The organism is Agarivorans sp. D1326 (assembly GCF_056958115.1).
In genome coordinates this window covers 20,643-41,649 of sequence record NZ_JBTWEN010000006.1, presented here as the reverse complement: position 1 = coordinate 41,649, position 21,007 = coordinate 20,643, and the positions used below count along the sequence as shown (strand labels likewise).

General features: G+C 44.3%; 20 protein-coding genes. 7 read left to right on the top strand and 13 right to left on the bottom strand.

The genetic code is table 11. The annotated features are described in order from the left end of the window. Window positions 1-4: 4 nt before the first annotated feature. The 3 genes from pflB (at window position 5) to rlmA (ending at window position 3,940) form a co-directional block, all read left to right on the top strand. Window positions 5-2,287, top strand: a complete 2,283-nt coding sequence (gene pflB / locus ACYFDN_RS12710) for a formate C-acetyltransferase (protein WP_016403701.1) — start codon at window positions 5-7, stop codon at window positions 2,285-2,287. Between the two features lie 90 nt (window positions 2,288-2,377). Then, window positions 2,378-3,118, top strand: coding sequence for a pyruvate formate lyase 1-activating protein (gene pflA, locus ACYFDN_RS12705; RefSeq protein ID WP_483511405.1), 741 nt, complete (start codon window positions 2,378-2,380; stop codon window positions 3,116-3,118). Between the two features lie 24 nt (window positions 3,119-3,142). Beyond that, window positions 3,143-3,940 (top strand): 23S rRNA (guanine(745)-N(1))-methyltransferase, encoded by a 798-nt coding sequence (gene rlmA / locus ACYFDN_RS12700; protein WP_483511404.1) that lies wholly within the window; start codon window positions 3,143-3,145, stop codon window positions 3,938-3,940. 60 nt (window positions 3,941-4,000) lie between these two features. Here rlmA and ACYFDN_RS12695 read toward each other — a convergent pair whose 3' ends face one another. Both ACYFDN_RS12695 and yfbV read right to left on the bottom strand, forming a co-directional pair. Next, a complete protein-coding gene (locus ACYFDN_RS12695) occupies window positions 4,001-5,875 on the bottom strand; it encodes a carbohydrate-binding protein (RefSeq protein ID WP_483511403.1) in 1,875 nt (624 codons plus the stop codon). 505 nt (window positions 5,876-6,380) lie between these two features. Beyond that, on the bottom strand, window positions 6,381-6,839 hold the full coding sequence (gene yfbV / locus ACYFDN_RS12690; RefSeq protein ID WP_483511401.1) for a terminus macrodomain insulation protein YfbV: 459 nt from the start codon (window positions 6,837-6,839) through the stop codon (window positions 6,381-6,383). Between the two features lie 304 nt (window positions 6,840-7,143). Here yfbV and ACYFDN_RS12685 point away from each other — a divergent pair, with 304 nt between their 5' ends. Together ACYFDN_RS12685 and pta are read left to right on the top strand one after the other, a co-directional pair. Then, window positions 7,144-8,346, top strand: a complete 1,203-nt coding sequence (locus ACYFDN_RS12685) for an acetate kinase (RefSeq protein ID WP_338621843.1) — start codon at window positions 7,144-7,146, stop codon at window positions 8,344-8,346. 67 nt (window positions 8,347-8,413) lie between these two features. Continuing rightward, window positions 8,414-10,549 carry a phosphate acetyltransferase gene (gene pta, locus ACYFDN_RS12680; protein WP_040307631.1) on the top strand — a complete coding sequence of 712 codons (2,136 nt, stop codon included), beginning with the start codon at window positions 8,414-8,416 and terminating at the stop codon, window positions 10,547-10,549. Between the two features lie 65 nt (window positions 10,550-10,614). On the opposite strand, the gene ACYFDN_RS12675 is transcribed toward pta, so the two are convergent. From ACYFDN_RS12675 to ACYFDN_RS12640, 8 genes are all read right to left on the bottom strand, one after another. Continuing rightward, complete coding sequence (locus ACYFDN_RS12675; protein ID WP_016403692.1) at window positions 10,615-11,181, bottom strand: hypothetical protein; 567 nt, start codon at window positions 11,179-11,181, stop codon at window positions 10,615-10,617. A gap of 1 nt (window position 11,182) precedes the next feature. After that, window positions 11,183-11,698: an RNA polymerase sigma factor gene (locus tag ACYFDN_RS12670; RefSeq protein ID WP_016403691.1), complete on the bottom strand. Its 516-nt coding sequence runs from the start codon at window positions 11,696-11,698 to the stop codon at window positions 11,183-11,185. A gap of 77 nt (window positions 11,699-11,775) precedes the next feature. Further along, the gene (locus ACYFDN_RS12665) at window positions 11,776-12,681 is read right to left on the bottom strand and encodes a DoxX family protein (protein ID WP_483511399.1); all 906 of its coding nucleotides are present in this window, start codon (window positions 12,679-12,681) and stop codon (window positions 11,776-11,778) included. Window positions 12,682-13,074: 393 nt separating this feature from the next. Continuing rightward, complete coding sequence (locus ACYFDN_RS12660; protein ID WP_483511397.1) at window positions 13,075-13,428, bottom strand: P-II family nitrogen regulator; 354 nt, start codon at window positions 13,426-13,428, stop codon at window positions 13,075-13,077. Continuing rightward, on the bottom strand, window positions 13,418-14,215 hold the full coding sequence (locus ACYFDN_RS12655) for a DUF1538 domain-containing protein (protein WP_152779585.1): 798 nt from the start codon (window positions 14,213-14,215) through the stop codon (window positions 13,418-13,420). The genes ACYFDN_RS12660 and ACYFDN_RS12655 overlap by 11 nt, the downstream gene beginning before the upstream one ends. After that, the gene (locus tag ACYFDN_RS12650; protein WP_016403914.1) at window positions 14,212-14,946 is read right to left on the bottom strand and encodes a DUF1538 domain-containing protein; all 735 of its coding nucleotides are present in this window, start codon (window positions 14,944-14,946) and stop codon (window positions 14,212-14,214) included. The genes ACYFDN_RS12655 and ACYFDN_RS12650 overlap by 4 nt, the downstream gene beginning before the upstream one ends. Window positions 14,947-15,058: 112 nt before the next feature. Next, window positions 15,059-15,940, bottom strand: coding sequence for a class I SAM-dependent methyltransferase (locus ACYFDN_RS12645; RefSeq protein WP_483511395.1), 882 nt, complete (start codon window positions 15,938-15,940; stop codon window positions 15,059-15,061). Further along, a complete protein-coding gene (locus ACYFDN_RS12640; RefSeq protein WP_483511394.1) occupies window positions 15,930-16,985 on the bottom strand; it encodes an AI-2E family transporter in 1,056 nt (351 codons plus the stop codon). Before ACYFDN_RS12640 ends, ACYFDN_RS12645 begins: the two co-directional genes overlap by 11 nt. Window positions 16,986-17,085: 100 nt before the next feature. Here ACYFDN_RS12640 and ACYFDN_RS12635 point away from each other — a divergent pair, with 100 nt between their 5' ends. Beyond that, window positions 17,086-17,577: a 2-amino-4-hydroxy-6-hydroxymethyldihydropteridine diphosphokinase gene (locus tag ACYFDN_RS12635; RefSeq protein ID WP_483511393.1), complete on the top strand. Its 492-nt coding sequence runs from the start codon at window positions 17,086-17,088 to the stop codon at window positions 17,575-17,577. On the opposite strand, the gene ACYFDN_RS12630 is transcribed toward ACYFDN_RS12635, so the two are convergent. Next, window positions 17,524-18,237 carry an SDR family NAD(P)-dependent oxidoreductase gene (locus ACYFDN_RS12630; RefSeq protein WP_483511392.1) on the bottom strand — a complete coding sequence of 238 codons (714 nt, stop codon included), beginning with the start codon at window positions 18,235-18,237 and terminating at the stop codon, window positions 17,524-17,526. The genes ACYFDN_RS12635 and ACYFDN_RS12630 overlap by 54 nt on opposite strands. Window positions 18,238-18,322: 85 nt before the next feature. Here ACYFDN_RS12630 and ACYFDN_RS12625 point away from each other — a divergent pair, with 85 nt between their 5' ends. Then, entirely contained in the window at window positions 18,323-19,225 is a 903-nt protein-coding gene (locus ACYFDN_RS12625) for a TIGR01777 family oxidoreductase (protein ID WP_472590430.1), read from the top strand. A gap of 6 nt (window positions 19,226-19,231) precedes the next feature. Here ACYFDN_RS12625 and ACYFDN_RS12620 read toward each other — a convergent pair whose 3' ends face one another. Beyond that, the gene (locus ACYFDN_RS12620) at window positions 19,232-20,044 is read right to left on the bottom strand and encodes a hypothetical protein (RefSeq protein ID WP_483511391.1); all 813 of its coding nucleotides are present in this window, start codon (window positions 20,042-20,044) and stop codon (window positions 19,232-19,234) included. 101 nt (window positions 20,045-20,145) lie between these two features. Then, entirely contained in the window at window positions 20,146-20,829 is a 684-nt protein-coding gene (locus ACYFDN_RS12615; protein WP_016403920.1) for a DNA-3-methyladenine glycosylase I, read from the bottom strand. Window positions 20,830-21,007: the final 178 nt, after the last annotated feature.

Sequence of the window (21,007 nt, the reverse complement as noted above, 5' to 3'; positions counted from 1 at the left end):
AGAAATGGCAGAGAAGAACGATGTTTTTGCTAGTGCCTGGTCAGGTTTTAAAACCGGCGAATGGCAAAATGAAGTTAACGTTCGTGACTTTATTCAAACTAACTACACTCCATATGAAGGCGATGAGAGCTTTCTAGCTGGAGCAACCGAAGCTACGGATAAGCTTTGGGACAAAGTTATGGAAGGCATTAAAGAAGAAAACCGCACTCACGCGCCGGTAGACTTCGATACTTCAGTAATCTCAACCATTACTGCTCACGACGCTGGTTACATCAACCAAGATCTAGAGCAAATTGTTGGCCTACAAACTGAAGCGCCACTAAAACGTGCGATTATCCCTAACGGCGGTATTCGTATGATTGAAGGTTCTTGTAAAGCTTACGATCGCGAATTAGATCCAATGGTAAGCAAGATTTACACTGACTACCGTAAAACCCATAACCAAGGTGTATTTGACGTTTACACTGGCGCTATCATGAAGTGTCGTAAGTCAGGTGTACTAACTGGTTTGCCAGATGCTTATGGCCGTGGCCGTATTATTGGTGACTACCGTCGCGTAGCACTTTACGGTATCGACTTCTTAATGGCTGACAAAGTTAAGCAACACCGTTCTTTGGAAGGTGACTTTGTAAACGGTTCTGACCTAGCTTCTACTATGCAGCTTCGCGAAGAAATCAGCGAACAGCACCGTGCACTAGGCCAAATTAAAGAAATGGCAGCTAAATACGGCTGTGACATTTCTCGCCCAGCAGAAAACGCAAAAGAAGCAGTACAGTGGACTTACTTCGGCTACCTAGCTGCTGTTAAATCACAAAACGGCGCTGCAATGTCGTTTGGTCGTACGACTACTTTCTTAGACGTGTACATTGAGCGTGATATCGCTGCTGGCACACTAACAGAAAGCGAAGCGCAAGAATTAGTAGACCACTTAGTAATGAAGCTACGTATGGTTCGTTTCCTACGTACGCCTGAATACGATGATTTGTTCTCTGGTGACCCAATCTGGGCAACTGAGTCTATCGGTGGTATGGGTACTGACGGTCGTACGCTAGTAAGCCGTACAGCTTTCCGTTTCTTGAACACGCTATACACAATGGGTCCTTCTCCAGAGCCGAACATTACTGTTCTATGGTCTGAGCAACTACCTATTAACTTCAAGAAATACTGTGCCAAGGTATCTATCGATACTTCATCTATCCAGTATGAAAACGATGACCTAATGCGTACCGACTTCGACAACGATGACTACGCAATTGCTTGTTGTGTATCACCAATGGTTGTTGGTAAGCACATGCAGTTCTTCGGTGCTCGCGCTAACTTAGCTAAAACACTGCTTTACGCAATTAACGGTGGTATGGATGAGAAGCTTAAGATCCAAGTAGGTCCTGTTTCTGACAAGATCACTGACGAAGTTCTAAGCTTTGACGACGTAATGGGTCGCCTAGACACCTTTATGGATTGGCTAGCAGAGCAATACGTGACTGCACTTAACTGTATTCACTACATGCACGACAAGTACAGCTACGAAGCTTCATTAATGGCACTTCACGATCGTGACGTTCGCCGTACAATGGCTTGTGGTATTGCTGGTCTATCAGTTGCAGCTGACTCATTGTCTGCTATCAAATTTGCTAAAGTTAAGCCAATTCGTGACGAAGACGGTATTGCTACCGACTTTGAAATTGAAGGTGATTACCCTAAATTTGGTAACAACGACGACAGCGTAGATGATATTGCCGTTGACCTAGTAAACCGCTTTATGACTAAGATCCGTAAGCTTAAAACTTACCGTAACGCGATCCCTACTCAGTCAGTTCTTACTATTACTTCTAACGTTGTATACGGTAAGAAAACAGGTACTACTCCAGATGGTCGTAAAGCAGGTGCTCCTTTTGCTCCTGGTGCTAACCCAATGCACGGCCGTGACGAAAAAGGTGCGGTAGCGTCTTTAACATCAGTAGCTAAACTACCATTTGCTAACGCACAAGACGGTATCTCTTACACTTTCTCTATCGTGCCAAACGCACTAGGTAAAGATGACGATACTCAGAAGTCTAACTTAGCTGGCTTAATGGACGGTTACTTCTACCACAACGCTGACGTAGAAGGTGGTCAACACTTGAACGTTAACGTTATGAACCGTGAAATGTTAGTTGATGCGATGGAAAATCCTGAGAAATACCCTCAGCTTACCATCCGTGTATCTGGTTACGCAGTGCGCTTTAACTCGCTAACGCCAGAGCAACAACAAGACGTAATCACTCGTACTTTCACACAAAGTATGTAATTGAACGTTAAGTAGTTCTGCTTAGCAGAGACTACGGTTATAATTAACCTTGCCCAAGTTTTTGGGCAAGGTTTTTTTTTGGAGAAACAAATGTCAAAGATTGGGCTAATTCACTCTACTGAGTCTTGCGGAACCGTTGATGGACCAGGGATCCGGTTTATTGTATTTATGCAAGGTTGCTTAATGCGTTGCCAATACTGCCACAACCGCGATACTTGGGATTTACACGACGGTAAAGAAGTTAGCGTTAGCGAGCTAATGAGTGACCTTACCCCTTATAGACGTTTTATGAATGCCAGTGGCGGCGGTGTAACAGCCAGTGGTGGAGAAGCGATACTTCAAGCTGAGTTTGTGCGAGACCTATTTCGAGAATGTCAGGCTCAAGGTATTCACACCTGCTTAGATACCAACGGTTATGTGCGCAAGCATACCGAGGTCATTGACGAGCTACTGGAAGTGTCAGACTTAGTGATGCTCGACATTAAACAAATACATGATGATGTGCACCAAGATTTGGTAGGTGTAAGTAATAAACGTACTTTAGATTTTGCTCGCTACTTGCACAAGGTAGGTCAAAAAACCTGGATACGTTATGTTGTAGTGCCTGGCTTTACCGACGACGAACAATCAGCACATGACTTAGGTGAATTTTTAGCGCCTTTTGATAATGTAGAAAAAATTGAATTATTACCCTATCACGAGTTAGGCAAGCACAAATGGACGGCCATGGGCGAAGATTACCCACTTGCTGGCGTTAAACCACCTAGCAAAGACACCATGGAAACCATTAGCGGCATCTTAAAGCAGTATCACGATAAAGTGATTTACTAATAGCCTCTCGAGAATAAGCTATACATGATTATTTGCCCTATATGTCAAAGCGCGTTGAGCCTTCAAAATAAACAATGGTCCTGTGATAAGGGCCATTGTTTTGATCAAGCTAAAGAAGGTTATACCAATTTACTGGCGGTTCAGCATAAACACTCTAAACAGCCAGGAGATAGTAAAGCCATGCTGCAGGCTAGGCAGCACTTTCTTAATCAAGGGCACTTTGCGTTTTTGGCAACAGCCATCAATAAGATGCTTAGCCAGTATTCTGCCCAAAACATTGTGGATTTAGGCTGCGGAGAAGGCTATTACACGCAAACTATTAGCAAACAACAAAGTAATGCCAACAGTGTTATCGGTATTGATATAGCAAAAGATGGTATTCGCATGGCAGCCAAACGCTGCAAGCAAGCACAGTTTTTTGTGGCGAGTAACCATCGCCTTCCTATTGCTGATAACAGCATCGACTTTACCGTAAGAGTGTTTGCCCCCAGCGACAATCAAGAGCTATTGCGTATCAGTAAGCCCAAGGCTTACCTACTAAAAGTAGTCCCAGGCGCGATGCACTTGTCTAAGCTACGCACGCTGTTATACAAAGACCTACAAGCTCACTCTGAACAAGCAGAAGACATGCCCGGATGGCAATTGTTAGAACAACAAAAAATTGCGCAGCTAGCTACCTTAAACCGTCCAGATATGAACGCCCTGTGCATGATGACTCCCTTCGCGTGGAAGAAAAATAAAGAGTTAGAACAGCACCTTAATTCGCAGGATGATTTCGAAATTAATTTTGAATTTGTGCTGCAAGTTTATCAACGGCAATAACATCAGTATAAACTAAAGCACCCACCCGAGTTACAAGCCAGATGGGTGCAATAACCTACACTACAAACACTGGCTTGTGCCACACATGCATATGCTTGTTGCCGACTGGCTGTTTAAACAATCGGTTGCCTGACTGCCAAATTCGTTTCGACACTGTTGAGTGTTATTACACTGATCAACACTCACGTTGCTTACCGGCACAAACTCAATCCAATTTAGGTTAAGTGCCCCCGTTTCCATATGTACCCGTAGCTGCTGATTTGGCTCTCCTGAAATAAATACATTCTTCAAGGTTTGCGTCTGCCAATTCTGCCAACCGTTGGTAGCTTTAAAGTTCACACTACCTAAAGCGTTGCCGTCTATGTTTAGGCTAACCGATTTATCGCTTGTACCAGCCGCGGCAAGCCTAAGGTTTACATCGTAATGGCCTTGAGTAACATTACTAATGGTGTATTGCAGCCACTCTCCAGCTTCTACCCAACCAACAAATTGCCCTCCTCCAATATCTGCAGCATTGCCAATATCAACACCGTCATTACGGTATTGGCCACCCAAATTACTGGTATTGCTATCAGAGTACCCTACTCCTTCGCCGCCATTATCATAATCTTCGGCTTGAATTAGACCGGGTATAGCATGCGTTTTGTAGGCTGTTCCGGTATTGCTCTCGAGTAACTCTGCGCTTAGCCAATTTAGATTAAATAGGTAGCCGCTTCCTCCAGTGAAATCTAAAGACAGCGTTTGCACTCCCTTGGCCAAGGTCACTTCCTGCTCAATGGTTTGCCAGTTTTGCCAAGCCCCAGTGCCCATCACTACCAGTGAAGCCGATGTGGAATTATTGGTTTTAATCACTAAGTTTCCACCATTGGTCGCCGAGGCAACTCGAAAACTAAGCTTATACTTCCCAGCTTGGGCAACATTAACTTTATATTCGGCAACGTCACCATTTTCGATATATCCAATATTGTCACCACCGCCACTGTCTGAGGTGGGTTCGACTTGAATTCCACTTTGGTTAGAAAAATGTTCAGCCTCTATTTTCCCAGGAATCGAATGCTCGGCAGTAACTGGCGGCTCTGGCTCCCCAGGCACCAACTTCCATGTTTTAACCCAATCAACTTTCATCGCATTACGAGAATCATCTTTAAGCGATTCAATTGTTGGGTAGCCCACCCATTGAGATGCTAGCGTTTCAGTATCAAAAATCATGTGTAGCTTTTCTTTAAAAGCCACCGATGGCTGGATCTCAAACACTTTTACCCCGTTATGGTAGAACCAAAGATTATTGGCATCTTTCCACCATAAGCCATAGCGATGGAACTCATCTCTACCTCGAGTCGCCATTTTGTAAGACTCTGGAATAGAAGCGCCAGATTGCTCACCATAAACGTGGGTATTAGCTTCATATAAAAAGGATTTAGTCGCATCAACATTTCCTTTGGTTGCGCGACCAATATGTTCAATCACATCAATTTCTGAGTATTTACCTATACGAAACCAAAATGATGAACTCATTGCTGTGTCAGAAGCTTTCATAGAGGTTTCATAGTACCAACCAGGCTCGGCCAATTTCTCTTTTGATACCACCGCTGCCGCATCAACCCAAACCCTAGATTCAGGATCGGCTAATGGGGTATCTATTTGACTAGTGCTGCGTAAAAACAACACGCCGTCTTGCACAAAGGCATTCCCCTTTTTAAACCTTGAAGGATATCGGCCAGACCAAACTGGATGATAGTCATACCACTTATTAGAATCTAAGGTGTTTCCATTAAAGTTATCTGTTAATGCCTCTACCATTTCCCACTTGTATCCAGCAGGTGGTTCGACAGAAGGACTAGCTGGTGCTGGTTCCGCAATCACGTTACTAGACACTAATAGTGCACCAATAAGTGTGATTGATTGAGAAAAAGCACCGACGAATTTGGCTTTCATTGTTATAGCGCTCCGCTATTGTAGTTTTAGTTACCCTCTGCTTATTGGCCAGCCTCATCAGTATTTATTGATATGTCATACAATGTTAAAAACATTAACAAGTAATAAAGTGAATGTTGATTAGCCTAAGCAGCACCCAGATTCACCTAAAGCAAAAATGACAAAAACATCAATATAATTTGTTAACTTAACGCAAGAGATGAGAGCTAGATTAAATAATTCGACAGCCGAATAAATATTTACAAATAGCGACTAATGATATGTCCAAAAGGCAGTTTCTTGGTATTTAGCGATACACGTAAGCTGTTGATATTATTGTATAGCTAGCTAACGGAATTTAGGGAGAAAATGAACTAGAGGAATGAATATAAAAACACAATCAAGGAAGAAAAAACATACAAAGGAAATAGGCTCTGAAATTAGCGACAAAAAACCAACTGAACAAGAACAAAATACACTAGCGATCTTGCTCAATAAGCTCGAACAATTGTATTACAAATGAAGGCTAGGAATTATCGTTAAAGTCGTCTGCTAACACAAAGCTTTTATCAAAGCGTTTAAAGGCTTTTCGCAGTAAATCTGCTAATTCTGCATAACGGGGCTGAGTAACAGCCGGTGCAATAGTTTCACCCGCTTCGGCCAACTTGTGATGGAGGTCACGATACCAGGTCGCCAGGCTCGGTGGCAATTGTGAGTTAGCACGTTTACCTAGCCAATATAATCCGTGCAAAGGCATTAAAAATATCACCATCGCCATCATTACTGATTGTGGTAATATTTCAGTCAAATTAGCCATGTACGGCATCATTACCGTAACAACGGCAATCGCAGGCATAGTTTTCATCGCCAGTGAAGTAGCAAAAATAACGCGATTCTCAGGAAAGATAGGGGCCAGTACACGCTGATTAGGCCAGCGTTTCATGTATTCACGACCATCATTTAACATTTCAGAGAATTTGCCCATGGGCACCTCAACACTCAAAATTGACTTAAACCAATAAACTAGTAATTTTTTTACATTTTTGGCTAGTTATTAGTATGACATATATGAATAAAATTTGCTTTCGGTTATCATTGGTCCGGCAAACGGTTTCATATAAATCAGCTTATTTGTTAAGTGTAGCTTGATTGAGACCAAGGCACTAGGTCAAATCTAATTTGCCTTAGTCAGAGACTGAAAATCTGAAACAAAAAACGTGTCTCGCAATGCCCGACGTTTTTTCTTTCACTGTCTATAATTGAACAAATTCAACAACAGGTGTCTATAAATGAGCAACAAGCTGGTACTCGTTCTTAACTGTGGTAGCTCTTCACTTAAATTTGCAGTTCTTAATGCGTTAAGTGGCGAAGAGATTATTTCTGGTTTAGCGGAATGTTTTAATTTAGAGGATGCGCGCCTTAAATGGAAAGCGCAAGGTGAGAAAAACGAATCAAGCCTAGGTGCTTACGCAGCTCACCGCGAAGCCATCGAGTTCATCGTAAAAAATATTCTAGAAGCTAACCCTGAAATACTAAACGACATTGTTGCTATTGGTCACCGCGTTGTTCATGGTGGAGAAAAATTCACCAAATCAGCTATCATCGATGAAGCGGTTGTAGAAGGTATCGAAGAATGCTCTGGACTTGCGCCATTGCATAACCCTGCGGCTCTAATTGGTATTCGCGCAGCACAAGCTTGTTTCCCTAAACGCCCACACGTTGCAGTATTTGATACAGCTTTCCACCAAACTATGCCAGAAAGCTCATACTTGTACGCTCTACCTTACAAGTTGTACCGCGAAAAAGGTATCCGCCGTTATGGCATGCACGGTACTAGCCACCTATTCGTATCGCGTGAAGCTGCTGCAATGTTAGAACAGCCGATCGAACAAACTAACGTTATTACCGCTCACCTAGGTAATGGCGCATCAATTTGTGCAGTTAAAAACGGTAAGAGCTTTGATACCAGCATGGGCTTAACTCCGTTAGAAGGCTTGGTAATGGGTACTCGCAGCGGCGACATTGACCCAGCCATTATCTTCCACCTTGTTGATCGTGAAGGTTACACCCTAAAAGAAGTTAACAACATGCTGCACAAGCAGTCTGGATTAATGGGCCTAACTGAAGCAAGCAGTGATTGTCGCTACACCGAAGAAGGGTATGGCGAAGGTAAAGAACCAGCCATTCGCGCGATGAATGTGTTCACTTACCGCTTAGCGAAAAGCATTATGTCTTACGCTGCGTCAATGGACGGTAAGCTAGACGCCTTAGTATTTACTGGCGGAATTGGTGAGAACTCAGCGCTAGTTCGTAAACTAACCATCGAGAAACTAGCCCTGCTAGGCTTTAGCCTAGACGAGCAAGCAAACTTGGATGCACGTTTTGGTAATTCAGGTAATATTGGCACTAGCTCAAGTCGCCCAATCTTAGTTATTCCAACTAACGAAGAAATGGTAATCGCACAAGATGCAGTGGCATTAACTCAAGCTTAATGCAGATTCTTATCAAGGCTGAGTAATACTCAGCCTTGTTCTATCACTTAACTTAAGAGGTACAGCCGTGGCTCGTACAATTATGTTAATCCCAGTTGGCGTTGGTGTTGGTGTAACATCCGTCAGCCTTGGTATGGTTCGCGCTATGGAACGTAATGGCGTAAACGTAAACTTTTTCAAACCTATCGCACAGCCTAAAACCCGTGAGAAAGGTGCAGAACGTTCTACCGCTATTATCCGTCAAGCTTCAAACATTATTCCTCCAGAGCCCTTCACTCAGGCTTACGCAGAAAACCTCATCAGTGCCAACCAAATCGACGATTTACTCGAAGGCATTGTAGCGCGTTTTAACTCTGCAACTTCTGGTGCCGAAATTGTCGTAGTGGAAGGTTTAGTGCCTACCTCAGAGTCGCCTTACGCAACCAACGTAAACTACGGTATTGCTAAAGCGCTAGACGCAGACATGGTGTTTGTTACTAACCCTGGTAGCGATACTTCTCAGCAGCTAAAAGAGCGTATGGAAATTGCCTGTAATAACTTTGGCGGTTTGAAGAACAAACGCATTATCGGCTGCATTATTAACAAAGTTGGCGCGCCAATCGACGAGCACGAAATCACTCGTCCAGATCTGACTGAAATGTTCGATAACAAATCAGATCACTCTACCAACCTTGAAGTGCTGCAAATGTTTGGCAAGAGTCCATTGCGTATCTTAGGTTGCGTGCCTTGGAATGCACCACTTGTTGCGCCACGTGCTCGCGACTTAGCTAACCACTTAAATGCCACCATTATTAATGAAGGTGACATGGATACCCGCCTAGGTCGTGTGACCTTCTGTGCGCGTAGTATTCCAAACATGGTTGAACACTTTAACGCAGGCAGCTTGTTGGTAACATCTGGCGATCGCTCAGACGTAATTGTATCGGCCTGTTTAGCTGCCATGAACGGCGTTAAGATTGGTGCCCTGCTGCTTACTGGCGGTTACCAACCTGAGCCACAAGTACTTAAGTTATGTGAAGGTGCATTCGCGACAGGTTTACCTGTTATGCTTATCAATTCAAATACTTGGCAAACTTCATTAGCGCTACAGAGCTTTAATGCAGAAATCCCAGTAGATGATTCTCAACGCATCGAGTTAGTACAAGACTACGTTGCTGGTCACATCGATAAACATTGGATTGAGTCACTTACCGCTATCTCTGCGCGTGCTCGTCGGTTATCGCCACCAGCCTTCCGTTACCAGTTAACCGAAATGGCGCGCAATGCTAACAAGCGTATCGTATTGCCAGAAGGCGAAGAGCCTCGCACTATCGCTGCTGCAGCTATTTGTGCCGAACGTGGCATTGCTCGCCCAGTATTGCTAGGTAACCCAGAAGTGATTCAGCGCATTGCTAGCCAACAAGGCGTAGTGCTTGGCGAAAGTGTTGAGATTTTCAACCCGGTTGAAATTCAAGGCAAATACGTTGCACCAATGGTTGAGTTACGTAAAGGTAAAGGCCTTACCGAAGTAGTAGCCAAAGAGCAATTAGAAGACAACGTAGTACTAGGTACTATGATGCTAGCTAACGACGAAGTAGACGGTTTGGTATCTGGTGCGGTTAACACCACAGCCAACACCATTCGCCCGCCGCTACAGTTAATTAAAACTGCGCCAGGTTACAACTTGGTGAGCTCTATCTTCTTCATGCTGCTACCAGATCAAGTATTGGTATATGGTGACTGTGCAATTAACCCAGACCCAAGTGCAGAACAATTGGCAGATATCGCCATTCAATCTGCAGAGTCTGCTGTTGCCTTTGGCATCGAGCCACGTGTTGCAATGATTTCTTACTCTACCGGTAGCTCTGGCTCTGGCTCAGACGTAGAAAAAGTACGTGAAGCGACCAAAATTGCTAAAGAGCGCCGCCCTGAGCTAATCATTGATGGCCCGCTTCAGTACGATGCCGCAATTATGGAAAACGTAGCTAAGAGCAAAGCGCCTAACAGCCCTGTAGCTGGTAAGGCTACTGTGTTTATCTTCCCAGATTTGAACACCGGTAATACTACCTACAAAGCCGTTCAACGTAGTGCTGACCTAATCAGTATTGGTCCTATGCTGCAAGGCATGGCTAAACCTGTAAACGATTTGTCTCGTGGAGCATTAGTAGACGACATTGTTTACACCATTGCACTAACTGCAATTCAAGCAGGCCAAAGCAAGTAAGTTATTGCTTAGCAATAAAAAAGCCGATCGTAAGATCGGCTTTTTTGTATCTGTTTGTTAGCAGGCTAGATAGCTAACCCGATAAGTAAGCCCTTTTCTTGCCAAACTTTTACCTTAACACCATCCACTTCTAATTCTTTTTGCTTAGTAATGTTTAGCCACTCTTCAGGCAACTTAGCTTGATAGAAGGTGTGTACTTGCAGGCTTTGACGGTTTCTTACTTTTAACTGAGCGGCAATGCGGCCATCAATACTGCAGTAGCGTCCCCCCATTAGCTCCCATTTATCTTTATCTAATAATTGAGATTGAATGAGCTTAAAATCCAAACGGTTAAGATGCTTTTGAATATCATTAATTGACGAAGACATAACTTCCATTTGCATTTGGCTGTTATGGTTATAGGCAATCTCTTTAGAAATAGCGGAATAGTTGATGCCGGCAAAGAAGGCCAAATAGATAGTTACGGCCAGCACACAAGAGACCGCACTGGCCCAAGCCCATTGGCTAGCATCCATTTGCTTGCTTTTGGCTAAGCCCTGTAATTTGTTCACTTGCTTCTTAGAAAGCTGCAGCTCTTGAAAGTAATCTCGAGTAAGTTGCTTAAAGCTGCCATCTTGCGCGCTAAAACTCATCTTAAGACACCTCCTCAATTAAGTGACCAAACTCATCACTTAAACGCTTTTTCAAGCGGGAAACGCGTGATAACAAGGTGCCTCGAGCAACTCCGCTAGTGGTGGCAATTTCTTGAATACTAAAACCTTCTACCGCCCATAAGTATAAGAGTTCGCGTTCATCTTCAGACAAACGCTCCATCACTAAACCAACATGTTGCTGATCTATCAGCAGCAACTCCATGTCTTGTAGACTCTCTTCAACAATACTGGCATCAATGTATTGGTCCTCATCCACCACCAACTCCAGCTTTTTACGACGAAAGTTGTCAATGAACTCGTTGCGAATAACTCGCATCATAAAGGGTTTAAGAGGTTCTGGCGGAGGATCTTTCTGCAGCACTTTTTCGCAGCAACTTTGCAATAGGTCATAAGCCTGCTCACTATTGTGACATAGTGAAAAACTATAGCGATATAACTGGTTAAGCAGCGCGTCCGAAAATACCGGTCGGGCTTTACGTTTAAACAATTTCAGCATGCTATCTTACTGCTAACTATCCAGCAGACATTCCTTTGTTATTCAAGTAACACGGCGCTTTCACGCCGAACAAGCTATCACTTACTCACTGCGCGGTTAAACAAGTAGTAAGATTTCACTCTTAGCAACATGTCTTGCAAACTAAAGCGGTTTCCTCCACCTAGTTTTACCAACACTATGGCTGCCGCTGCTAAAGCGAACTCTCGTTTAACTCCATTTAAGTTCTTAATCAGTGACTTATCGATAGAGAACTTCTGAAGCATAAACCAAATCATCACTAATACGCAGGCTACAGCTCCCATTTTTAGAGTTTTACCATGAGCAAAAATAAAAATTAGACCCAAAACCATTAAAACTAGCTGATGAGTAGCAAAACTAGGGATTTTTGCATAGCCCGAGAAAAAGCCTGCGACGATAAAGGTCATACCTAAAGAAAAGCGTAACAACAGACCTAGCGTTTGCCAGTCTTGGGAATTTTTGCTCGCTACCCCACGTTTACTGCGCAGCCGTTCATCAATGCTCAGCGCACCAGCGCCTAGGTTAAACAACACAAACATCATACCCGACAGGGTAATGTCTCTAATCTGCACAAATATCGCCGGTGAAGTATAAGTACTCACACCTACCGATGCCCCTGGTACAGTATCAACAGGCAGTGATACCACAAAAGTCCATAGCAAAAATCCGTAAAATAAGCTTAAAGGCCGAACCAAAAAACCTGCAGCCAAAGCCACTCCCGACAATAACTCAAAAGCCGATAAAGTAGTTAAAAATGCCCAAGGGCTAAGTAATCCTGCAGAAAACAGGTAGTCTTGAAATAACTCATTAATATAACCGGTAGTCCCCATGTAGTTGGCAACCATTGCCGCTTCGGTGCTGGAGTCTAATAACAAGCCTAGTTTCGATGTACCACCAATAATAAACACCAACCCAAGGCCTATACGCAACCATAATGCTGCGCTGTCTAATTGCTTTTGTTCCATCTTATTCTCTATTCCATTAATGACTTTACTTAGCAGTAACGAATCAACGCCACATTTGATTGCAGCTTTTAGATTATTTTTTTATTTATCATTAAGAATAGATGTAGCTTCAAACTTTATAGACAGTGCGGAATAGCCACTATCACATTACAACTCGGTAATTCGTCTACAGTTTTCTAAAAAATGCAACCACTAAAATGGCATCACAAAGCATCGCTTCTTTTTTAGACAACATTAAAAAGTCATATAAAACAATAAGATATTTACAAACAGTGGTTTCATACACACTTTAATCCACAGAATGTGTGGATAAAAAAATAAAAAGACAATAGTTATACACAGAGGAAGGTGATTTTTGAGCTCTGCATAACTATTTATTCACATTAATCCTGCTTACTCTTCATCTGTAGGTACTTTGTGAATTAAGGCCTGAATTTGATGAGCAACCCCAACGGCTTCTTCTACGTCTAGCAATACAGCAATTCCCCGCCCTTCTTCTTGGTCAAACTCAGCCACTGCACTAATGGTATTTAAGATCGGTTTGGCAAGGTGGCTTTCCACAACAAACAGCAACACGTCTCGTTGTGCTTCTAAATTCAATCCAAAGAAGGTTTTTTTGCGATGCACGCCTTCACCTCGCGCATTGTTTATTACCGTTGCACCGGTAGCACCGGCAGCACGTGCGGAATCGAGCACCAAGGTGGTTTTTTGGTCATCAACAAAGGCAAGAATCAATTTAAATTTCATCGTCATCTCCTGACAAACTAGAACTTGCTAAGAAACTAGTAACTTGCGCATAGGCAAGCACCGAAATGATGGGGAATAAGCTGGCAAACGCAATTAAGCCAAAGCCATCAAGCAAGGGGCTTCGCCCAGGTACCGACTCAGCTAAACCTAAACCCAGTGCGGTCACTAAAGGCACAGTAACCGTAGATGTGGTCACGCCTCCACTGTCGTATGCCAAGGGCACAATCGCTTTAGGAGCAAACAGGGTTTGTATCACCACCAAAATATAGCCTGCAATAATGTAGTAATGCAGCGGGTCGCCTACCACTATTCGATAACTGCCTAAGGCCAAGCCTAAAGCTACACCTATGGCTACAGAGATCCGCAAACCACCTATTGATACTGCCCCGCCCGACACGCCATTAGCTTTGATGGCTACCGCTAACAGAGAAGGTTCGGCAATCGTAGTGCTAAAGCCAATAGCTGCAGAAAACAGGTAAATCCAAGCGTAAGCCGCCCAGTGTTCCGACACGACATAAACCGCAGACTCATCTAAGCCCAAAAATTCTGCGCTGGTGAGTTGTTTTGCCATAGACTCACCCAGTGGAAATAGTGCCTGCTCTAAGCCCAACAAAAATAACACCATGCCCAGCACAACAAATAGCGTGCCCAGTAGCAGCTGCTTTGGCTGACTAATCGGCCGCTTAATCACCAAATACTGAAAGACCAATATGGTCACAACAATGGGGAAAATATCCCCTAACGTGCCAAACAGCGTCTCTAAGAAATTTAGGCTTGCGCTAATCAATAGACTATCCCGTAGAGCATCACAAACATCATGGGGGTTAACGAAGCTAAAGCAATTAAACCAAAGCCATCAAGCAAGGGGTTACGGCCTTTAATGGCCGAAGCTAAACCAACTCCAAGGGCGGTGACTAAAGGTACGGTGATAGTAGAGGTTGTCACTCCACCAGAGTCGTAGGCAATACCAATGATTTCTTGAGGGGCAAACATGGTAAGCAACACAATCAACAAATAACCGCCAATGATAATTAGATACAGCGGCCAACCTTTTATGATGCGAATAACGCCAATCACAATTGCTAAGCCAACGGCAAAGGCTACACTTAAACGCAGCCCAGCGGCATACTCCTGCATACTGGTTTCGGTGTTTTCAATATGCTTGGCTTGTGCGGCTACCTCTGCGGCCTCTTTAGCAACAGCCACTAAGGCAGGTTCGGCGATGGTAGTGCCAAAGCCCAAACAAAAAGCAAAGCTAAGCAGGGCTAGCAAACTACCTTTATTGGCAAAGGCATGGGCAAGGTTTTCGCCTATGGGAAACAGTCCTAGCTCTAAGCCCATCACAAAAAAGCTTAAACCCACCACCACCATCACAGCACCACTTAAGATGCTCAAAACATTAGGTAAGCTGCTGTCTAGCACTCCCCATTGGAAAAACAACACAACCACAACTATCGGCGAGATATCGCGAAGACTTTTAAGCAGAGAGGAAAATAGGTGAGAAAAACGAAACCCCATATACGCTCCTTGTATTAAACCTTTGAATTAAAGGCTTAATACAAGCTTAGCAGAGCGTTGGGAAACGCTTAGTAGCGAAGCCCAGTAAAGCGCTAAATTGTGATATTTGTAGCTAAGGCTGATTTTGGAAGATAAGCACTTTTAAGCCATCATCTGGGCTTTTTTCCATTACCGCATCAGGCCTTTCCAGCGTTTCAATAAGCTTTAATTGTGGAGCTTCTGTAGCAATGGCATCGAGCAAAAAGGTACGCCCTAACCACGGCGCATTTAAACACAACATGGCTATGCCATTCTCAGTGAGCAAACTAGGCAGTTGGCGAATAATCCGCGGGTAATCTTTTTCAACCAAGAAACTGCCCTTTTGCATTGATGGCGGATCAGCAATCACCAATTCATAAGGGCCGTGCTTGCGCAGCTTACCCCAAGATTTAAACAAATCGTGGCCAAAGAAACGGGCTTTTTTGTCATCCAGCTGGTTTAGCCGCAAGTTGTCGCGGCCAACACTTAACGCTGCTTTACTCATATCAATATTAACAACCGACTTAGCACCACCAGCAATCGCCGCTACGGCAAAGCCACAAGTATAAGAGAACAAGTTAAGCACTTGTTTTCCTTCGGCTTGCTGCTTTACCCATTCTCGTCCTTTGGCCATATCTAAAAAGATCCCAAAGTTTTGATGAGTGCCAACTTCAACCTTATAGCGTAAACCAAGCTCACTCACTTCACTCGGCGTTTGCTCACAACCCCATAAGTGGCTCACTGGAGCCATGGCTTGGTCACGCTGTTGCAAAAACACGCCCTCAACCAAAAGCTCTGCACTCAATTGCTCCACTAACTGGCTCACCACCTCTTCACTGAGAGGCGCATAAGCCACAATCAGCATGATTGGTGGCAGCCATTCAATATTGAAGGATTCAGCACCTTCTACGCAGTGGCCGCGACCATGTACAACACGTAATGCATTATCACTTAGCTGCGGAAGTTTAAGCTTCATCTACAGGTTCACTCTCTTTCTTTAAATCATCAGGGTGGCTAAGAATACGCGAGAACCAGTGGCCACTGTTACTAGATTCCAAGCCAATTTTGATAATCATGGTCAAGGGTACCGATAACAACATGCCAACACTGCCAAACAACCAGCCCCAGAATATTAACGACAGCACCACCACCAGCGAAGACAAACCTAAACCTTTGCCCATAATACGTGGTTCAACTATGTTGCCCATCACCAAGTTTACGCCCACATATAACCCCGCCACAGCCAAAGCTTGGCTAGGCCCCAATTGCAATAAGGCTAATAATACTGGTGGAATGGCAGCAATAAGCGAACCCACATTAGGAATATAGTTAAGTAAGAAGGCCAAAATTCCCCACAAAATCGCATAGTCTAGATCCAGCAAGGTCAGCACAATGGTGATAGGAATCGCGGTAAACAAGCTGATTAACGTTTTAACTGCAATGTAGCTGTTAACCGCTTTTAGAAACTTATTCACCTGAGACATACGCACGCCAGGATTATGAATCGCATCGTGCATTCGCTGTGGCATGGTATCGGCTTCTAGCAACATAAAAATCGTCACTAGCAAAATAATGAAGATGTTAGCCGCTGCTCCGCTTAAGCCAGTTAAGGTATTAGCAAATAGCCCCAGTATAATGCCAGGGTCGAAGTAATCGGTCACAATGCTCATCGACAAGTCGATATCAAAACGCGCTGCAAATGCGCTTAAACCCGCCAATTGCACCAGCAGCTGCTCTCGATATATCGGAATTGAGGCCCTAAAGTCGCTAATCGAGCTACCTACAACGCCTGCTAACAGCATGATTAAAAATACAATTAGCAACAGCACCATCATTACCGACAATACCCGTGGAATTCTTAGTCGGGTTAAAAAATTAACAATGGGACTGGCAATAATGGCGATAAACATCGACATCAAAAATGGAATTAATACAGGTGTTGCAGCTTTAAGCCCTGCCAGTAAAACCACTAAGGCAGCGGCTGTGACTAAGCCATGGCGCATCGAGGTGGGTTGATTCACCACTCACTCCTAGAAATAACTGATTATGCTCAGCAGTTTAGCTTGCATAAGCGCTGGCGAAAAGGCTAAATAAAATCCAATAGCAAACGGGAGTAACCAGATGTTTTACTTATGCAGCCTTGGGAGCAACATTCGGCCACTCGAGCACCTTCCTGCTGCGCTATGCCAACTTAGTGAACGCTTGCATACACTTACCATTAGTTCGTTTATCGAAACCACACCTTTTGATATTAAAACTGAACATAAATTTGTGAATGCCCTAGGCTGGTTTGAATCGAAGCAAAGCCCCAGCCAACTTAAACAGTTTTTTAATCAACTTGAAGCTAGGCACGGTCGCAATCGCAACGATCCACTATCTAGCGCTAAAGACCGAAGCTTAGACATAGATTTAATTGGGCCGGTAGAGCAGCAAGCTGCCCTTGCCTATTTAGCGATCGACCCTTTTTTGCTCGCGCTCCAACTGCAACTATTTACCACCGCAGCAAAAACGCTTCCTCAAGCGCTAGATATAAACCTGCAACTAAGCCCACAACAATGCCTACCACTGGGTAAGCGACCTACCACCATCCACTTTAATCGAGCATCCAGTTAGGAACTCATTGTTAATCAGCAACTCAATGGTTTGCCAAACCGGCGCTATGCCGCCTTCTTTAGCTAAGGGGGTTTGCACCAGTACCCGCTCACGATGTTGTTGATCATGCTCATCCAAAAATAACATCGGCCCTGGCTCTACGCCATTTACTCTCACCTCTGGTGCCCAATGGCTAGCATAAGCTTTTAGCATATTAGCTAAGCCCGCTTTAGAAGCGCAGTAAGAGCGAAATTTAGAATGTGGTTGTTGAGCATAAATGTCGGTCATCATTACTACGCAACCTTTGGCCCTACATAATGCACTATGCATAGTCTCGTTAATTAGCTTGGGGGCTAACATGTGCACTGCATACATTGCATCAAAGAACTCAGCTTGCTCGGCAGGGCTGTGATTTGGCTCATCGCAAACAAATAACGAAGCGTTATGTATGAGTACGTCCAAGCTGTCGCAAAGCTGTGGTAGCTGCTCCACAAAGCCTAATAGCTGAGTGCGTTGGCTAAAATCGGCTTGTACTAATGTAACCCCTAAGTCTCTTAGCTCAGCTAGTTCGGCGCGCTCACTTCGATATTGACCAATAACCCGATAACCTAAGCCAACAAACTGATGCACAAGAAAAAAACCTAAACGCCGACCAACCCCGGTAATCAAAACCGTCTTCATCTTGCTTTCCATCCTATAAATCTCTGCTATTGTTAACTAAATCAAAGAGTAACATGGCTAGCCCTGACAAGGACTGCTCAACATTATGAAAATACTACTTACCGGTGGAACTGGCTTCATCGGCAGCCGCTTAGTAAAACATTTACAATTTAGTCATGAACTGACGATATTGTCACGCAACCCTATTCGCGCCTATCAAAAGCTAGGGCATAACTTACTGGCCATTCCTTCTCTTAAAGATCTCAATAACCTTAACGAATACGATGCCGTTATTAACCTAGCAGGCGAACCCATCGCCAACAAACGTTGGACCGAACAACAAAAGAAGCGTATTTGCGATAGCCGCTGGGCACTCACCGAGCGCCTAGTAGAGCTATTTAAACAAAGTGAGCAAGCACCAGAAACCTTTATCAGTGGCAGTGCCATTGGTTATTACGGCGAGCAAGGCCAACAAGCCTTAGACGAAACCAGCATCATAGAAGACGACTCCTTCCCCCATCAAGTATGCAAAACCTGGGAGCAAATCGCATTAAAAGCGGCTAACGAGCATACCCGCGTATGTGTTTTGCGCACTGGCGTGGTAATTGGCATAGAAGGTGGGGCATTGGCAAAAATGTTGCCAGCCTTTCGTTTAGGTTTAGGCGGCCCAGTGGCCGATGGCCAACAGCAAATGTCGTGGATCCACATTAGTGACATGGTAGACGCCATTATATTTCTGCTCAACAATCAGCAATGCCATGGCGCTTACAACTTAACCTCTCCTAACCCAGTCACTAACCAACAATTTAGCCAAGCGCTAAGTAAGCAACTTAAACGCCCATGCTTATTTCGGGCACCAGCTTGGGTGTTAAATACCGCAATGGGCGAAATGGCCAGCTTAATTACTGGCGGGCAAAAGGTGCTGCCGAAACGGCTAAGCGGAGAAGGCTTTAACTTTCGCTACAAAGAGCTAGACCATGCCTTTAAGGAAATACTGCTGCGCCGCTAAGAACGTCTAGGGCTCAATCACTACCGAGCGCAACGGCCTTTTCTGCTCTTCATCAAACATTTGTTGGCGCTTTGCATCGAGGAACTGCTGTAACTCGGCTTCAGGCTCACAACGTAAAGTGCCGCCAAATAAACCCGCGGCGATAGTCGCAGCACGCTTAGCCGAGTTGCTGCAATCCACCTTAACTTCTAGGCTATGCTTAAACTGCTGCTCTGCGCTCAAGCTGGATTTGTGCTTTTTGGGATTAGCTGTAGCCGGAGCGTTTTTTTGTTGCTCAAAGCGCTTAGCCCGCTGCGTGGCAAGTTTGTCCAGTTGCCGCTGTTGGTAACGTTCTAGATATGACGCTGCTGAGCGCGGCTGTTGCGGGGGAGCAGTTCGTGGAACTGGCGCTTGAACAACACTTTTACTTTTAAAGGCTTGGGTGACTATATCGTCCCGTTCAGTTGGTTTTAAGTTTGCTGTGGGGCTTTCTGCTGGCTCTGCACTGCTAGGCTTGTTAGCAGGTAGCTGACTGCCAGAGTCGCTTTGCCGATTACTTGGTTTATCGGTAACTTTACTCGAGTGCCGTTTAGGTTCTACCAACAAGTTGCCATCTTTAGGGGCTTCAAGTGTTTGGATTTGCTTAGCTTCTTGCTGCGTAGTCAACGCCAGCCTTGGTGTTTTGTATAAACTGGCTTGAATAATCGGGCGAGAGGCCTTGGCTGGCTTACTCTCGCGAGTATGATACAAGTGATTCAACAATACATATATCAGCCCCACATGCGCCAAGGTAGAAACTACCAGCGCCGAATTCCAAAAGCTGTTGCTACGCTTTGCCATCCCTGAAAGCCTATTACCCACAAAAACCAATAGACTGATGGCAAAGCGCTTAGTTCAGCAGAGTTTGTGTTGATTCTGTCAGCAGCAAATTGCCCTAGGCTCTATAAGTTGTTTTCACCGATAGAATAGGCCACGGTTTGGCTAATAGCTGCTAAAGGTAAACTGCTTTGTAACTGCCAACTATTAAACACCTCTTGCACTGCTTTTAGCCCTTTAATACTGGTAGGCGCTTTATTAATCACCCCTCGGTTAACCAAGTAAGCCACCACATCATTCGACAACATAAAGGTATCTTTACCCATGCGACGCAAGGTATAAGAGGCAGAGTTACCACCAAGGCGCGCTCCTTGCTTCTTAAGAAGTAACCATAAACCTACAATGTCATCACAAGGCCACTGCGCAACAAACTTGGCAAAGCTGCCATGCTCGCTGGCAAGGTCTAAAATCATCTGGGCGTTATGTGGCACGGTGATGATTTTTTGGCGATTACGAATAATGCTGGCATCGTTACATAAACGTTCAATATGGCTGTCGTCCAGCATCAGCATTTTTTCTGGGTCAAAGTCGAAAAAGGCCCGCTCAAAATCTGGCCACTTATTTTCTACCACTCGCCACACAAAGCCAGACTGAAATATGGTTTTAGTCATGGCCGACAACCAGCGGTCATCACTAATGCCAGCTAAATGTTCACTACTTAAAGGGGTAGTGAGTAAATGTTGTAACGCAGCATCGCCACCTTTACGCTCCGCGGCTCGTTGCCAAATAGAAGAAAAGTCTTCAACCACAATCAATCCTTATTTGTTAAATCAGAGATGCCTAAGTGAGAATCATTCTATACCGCTTAGCCGTATTGACTAAAGCCTGTTGTTTAGCATTTTTTAATAGCGACTGATTCGACCACACTGACAAAAATATTTAACATTAGAAACCTGTAACATAAAAGCGTTATAGTTTTCATAAACC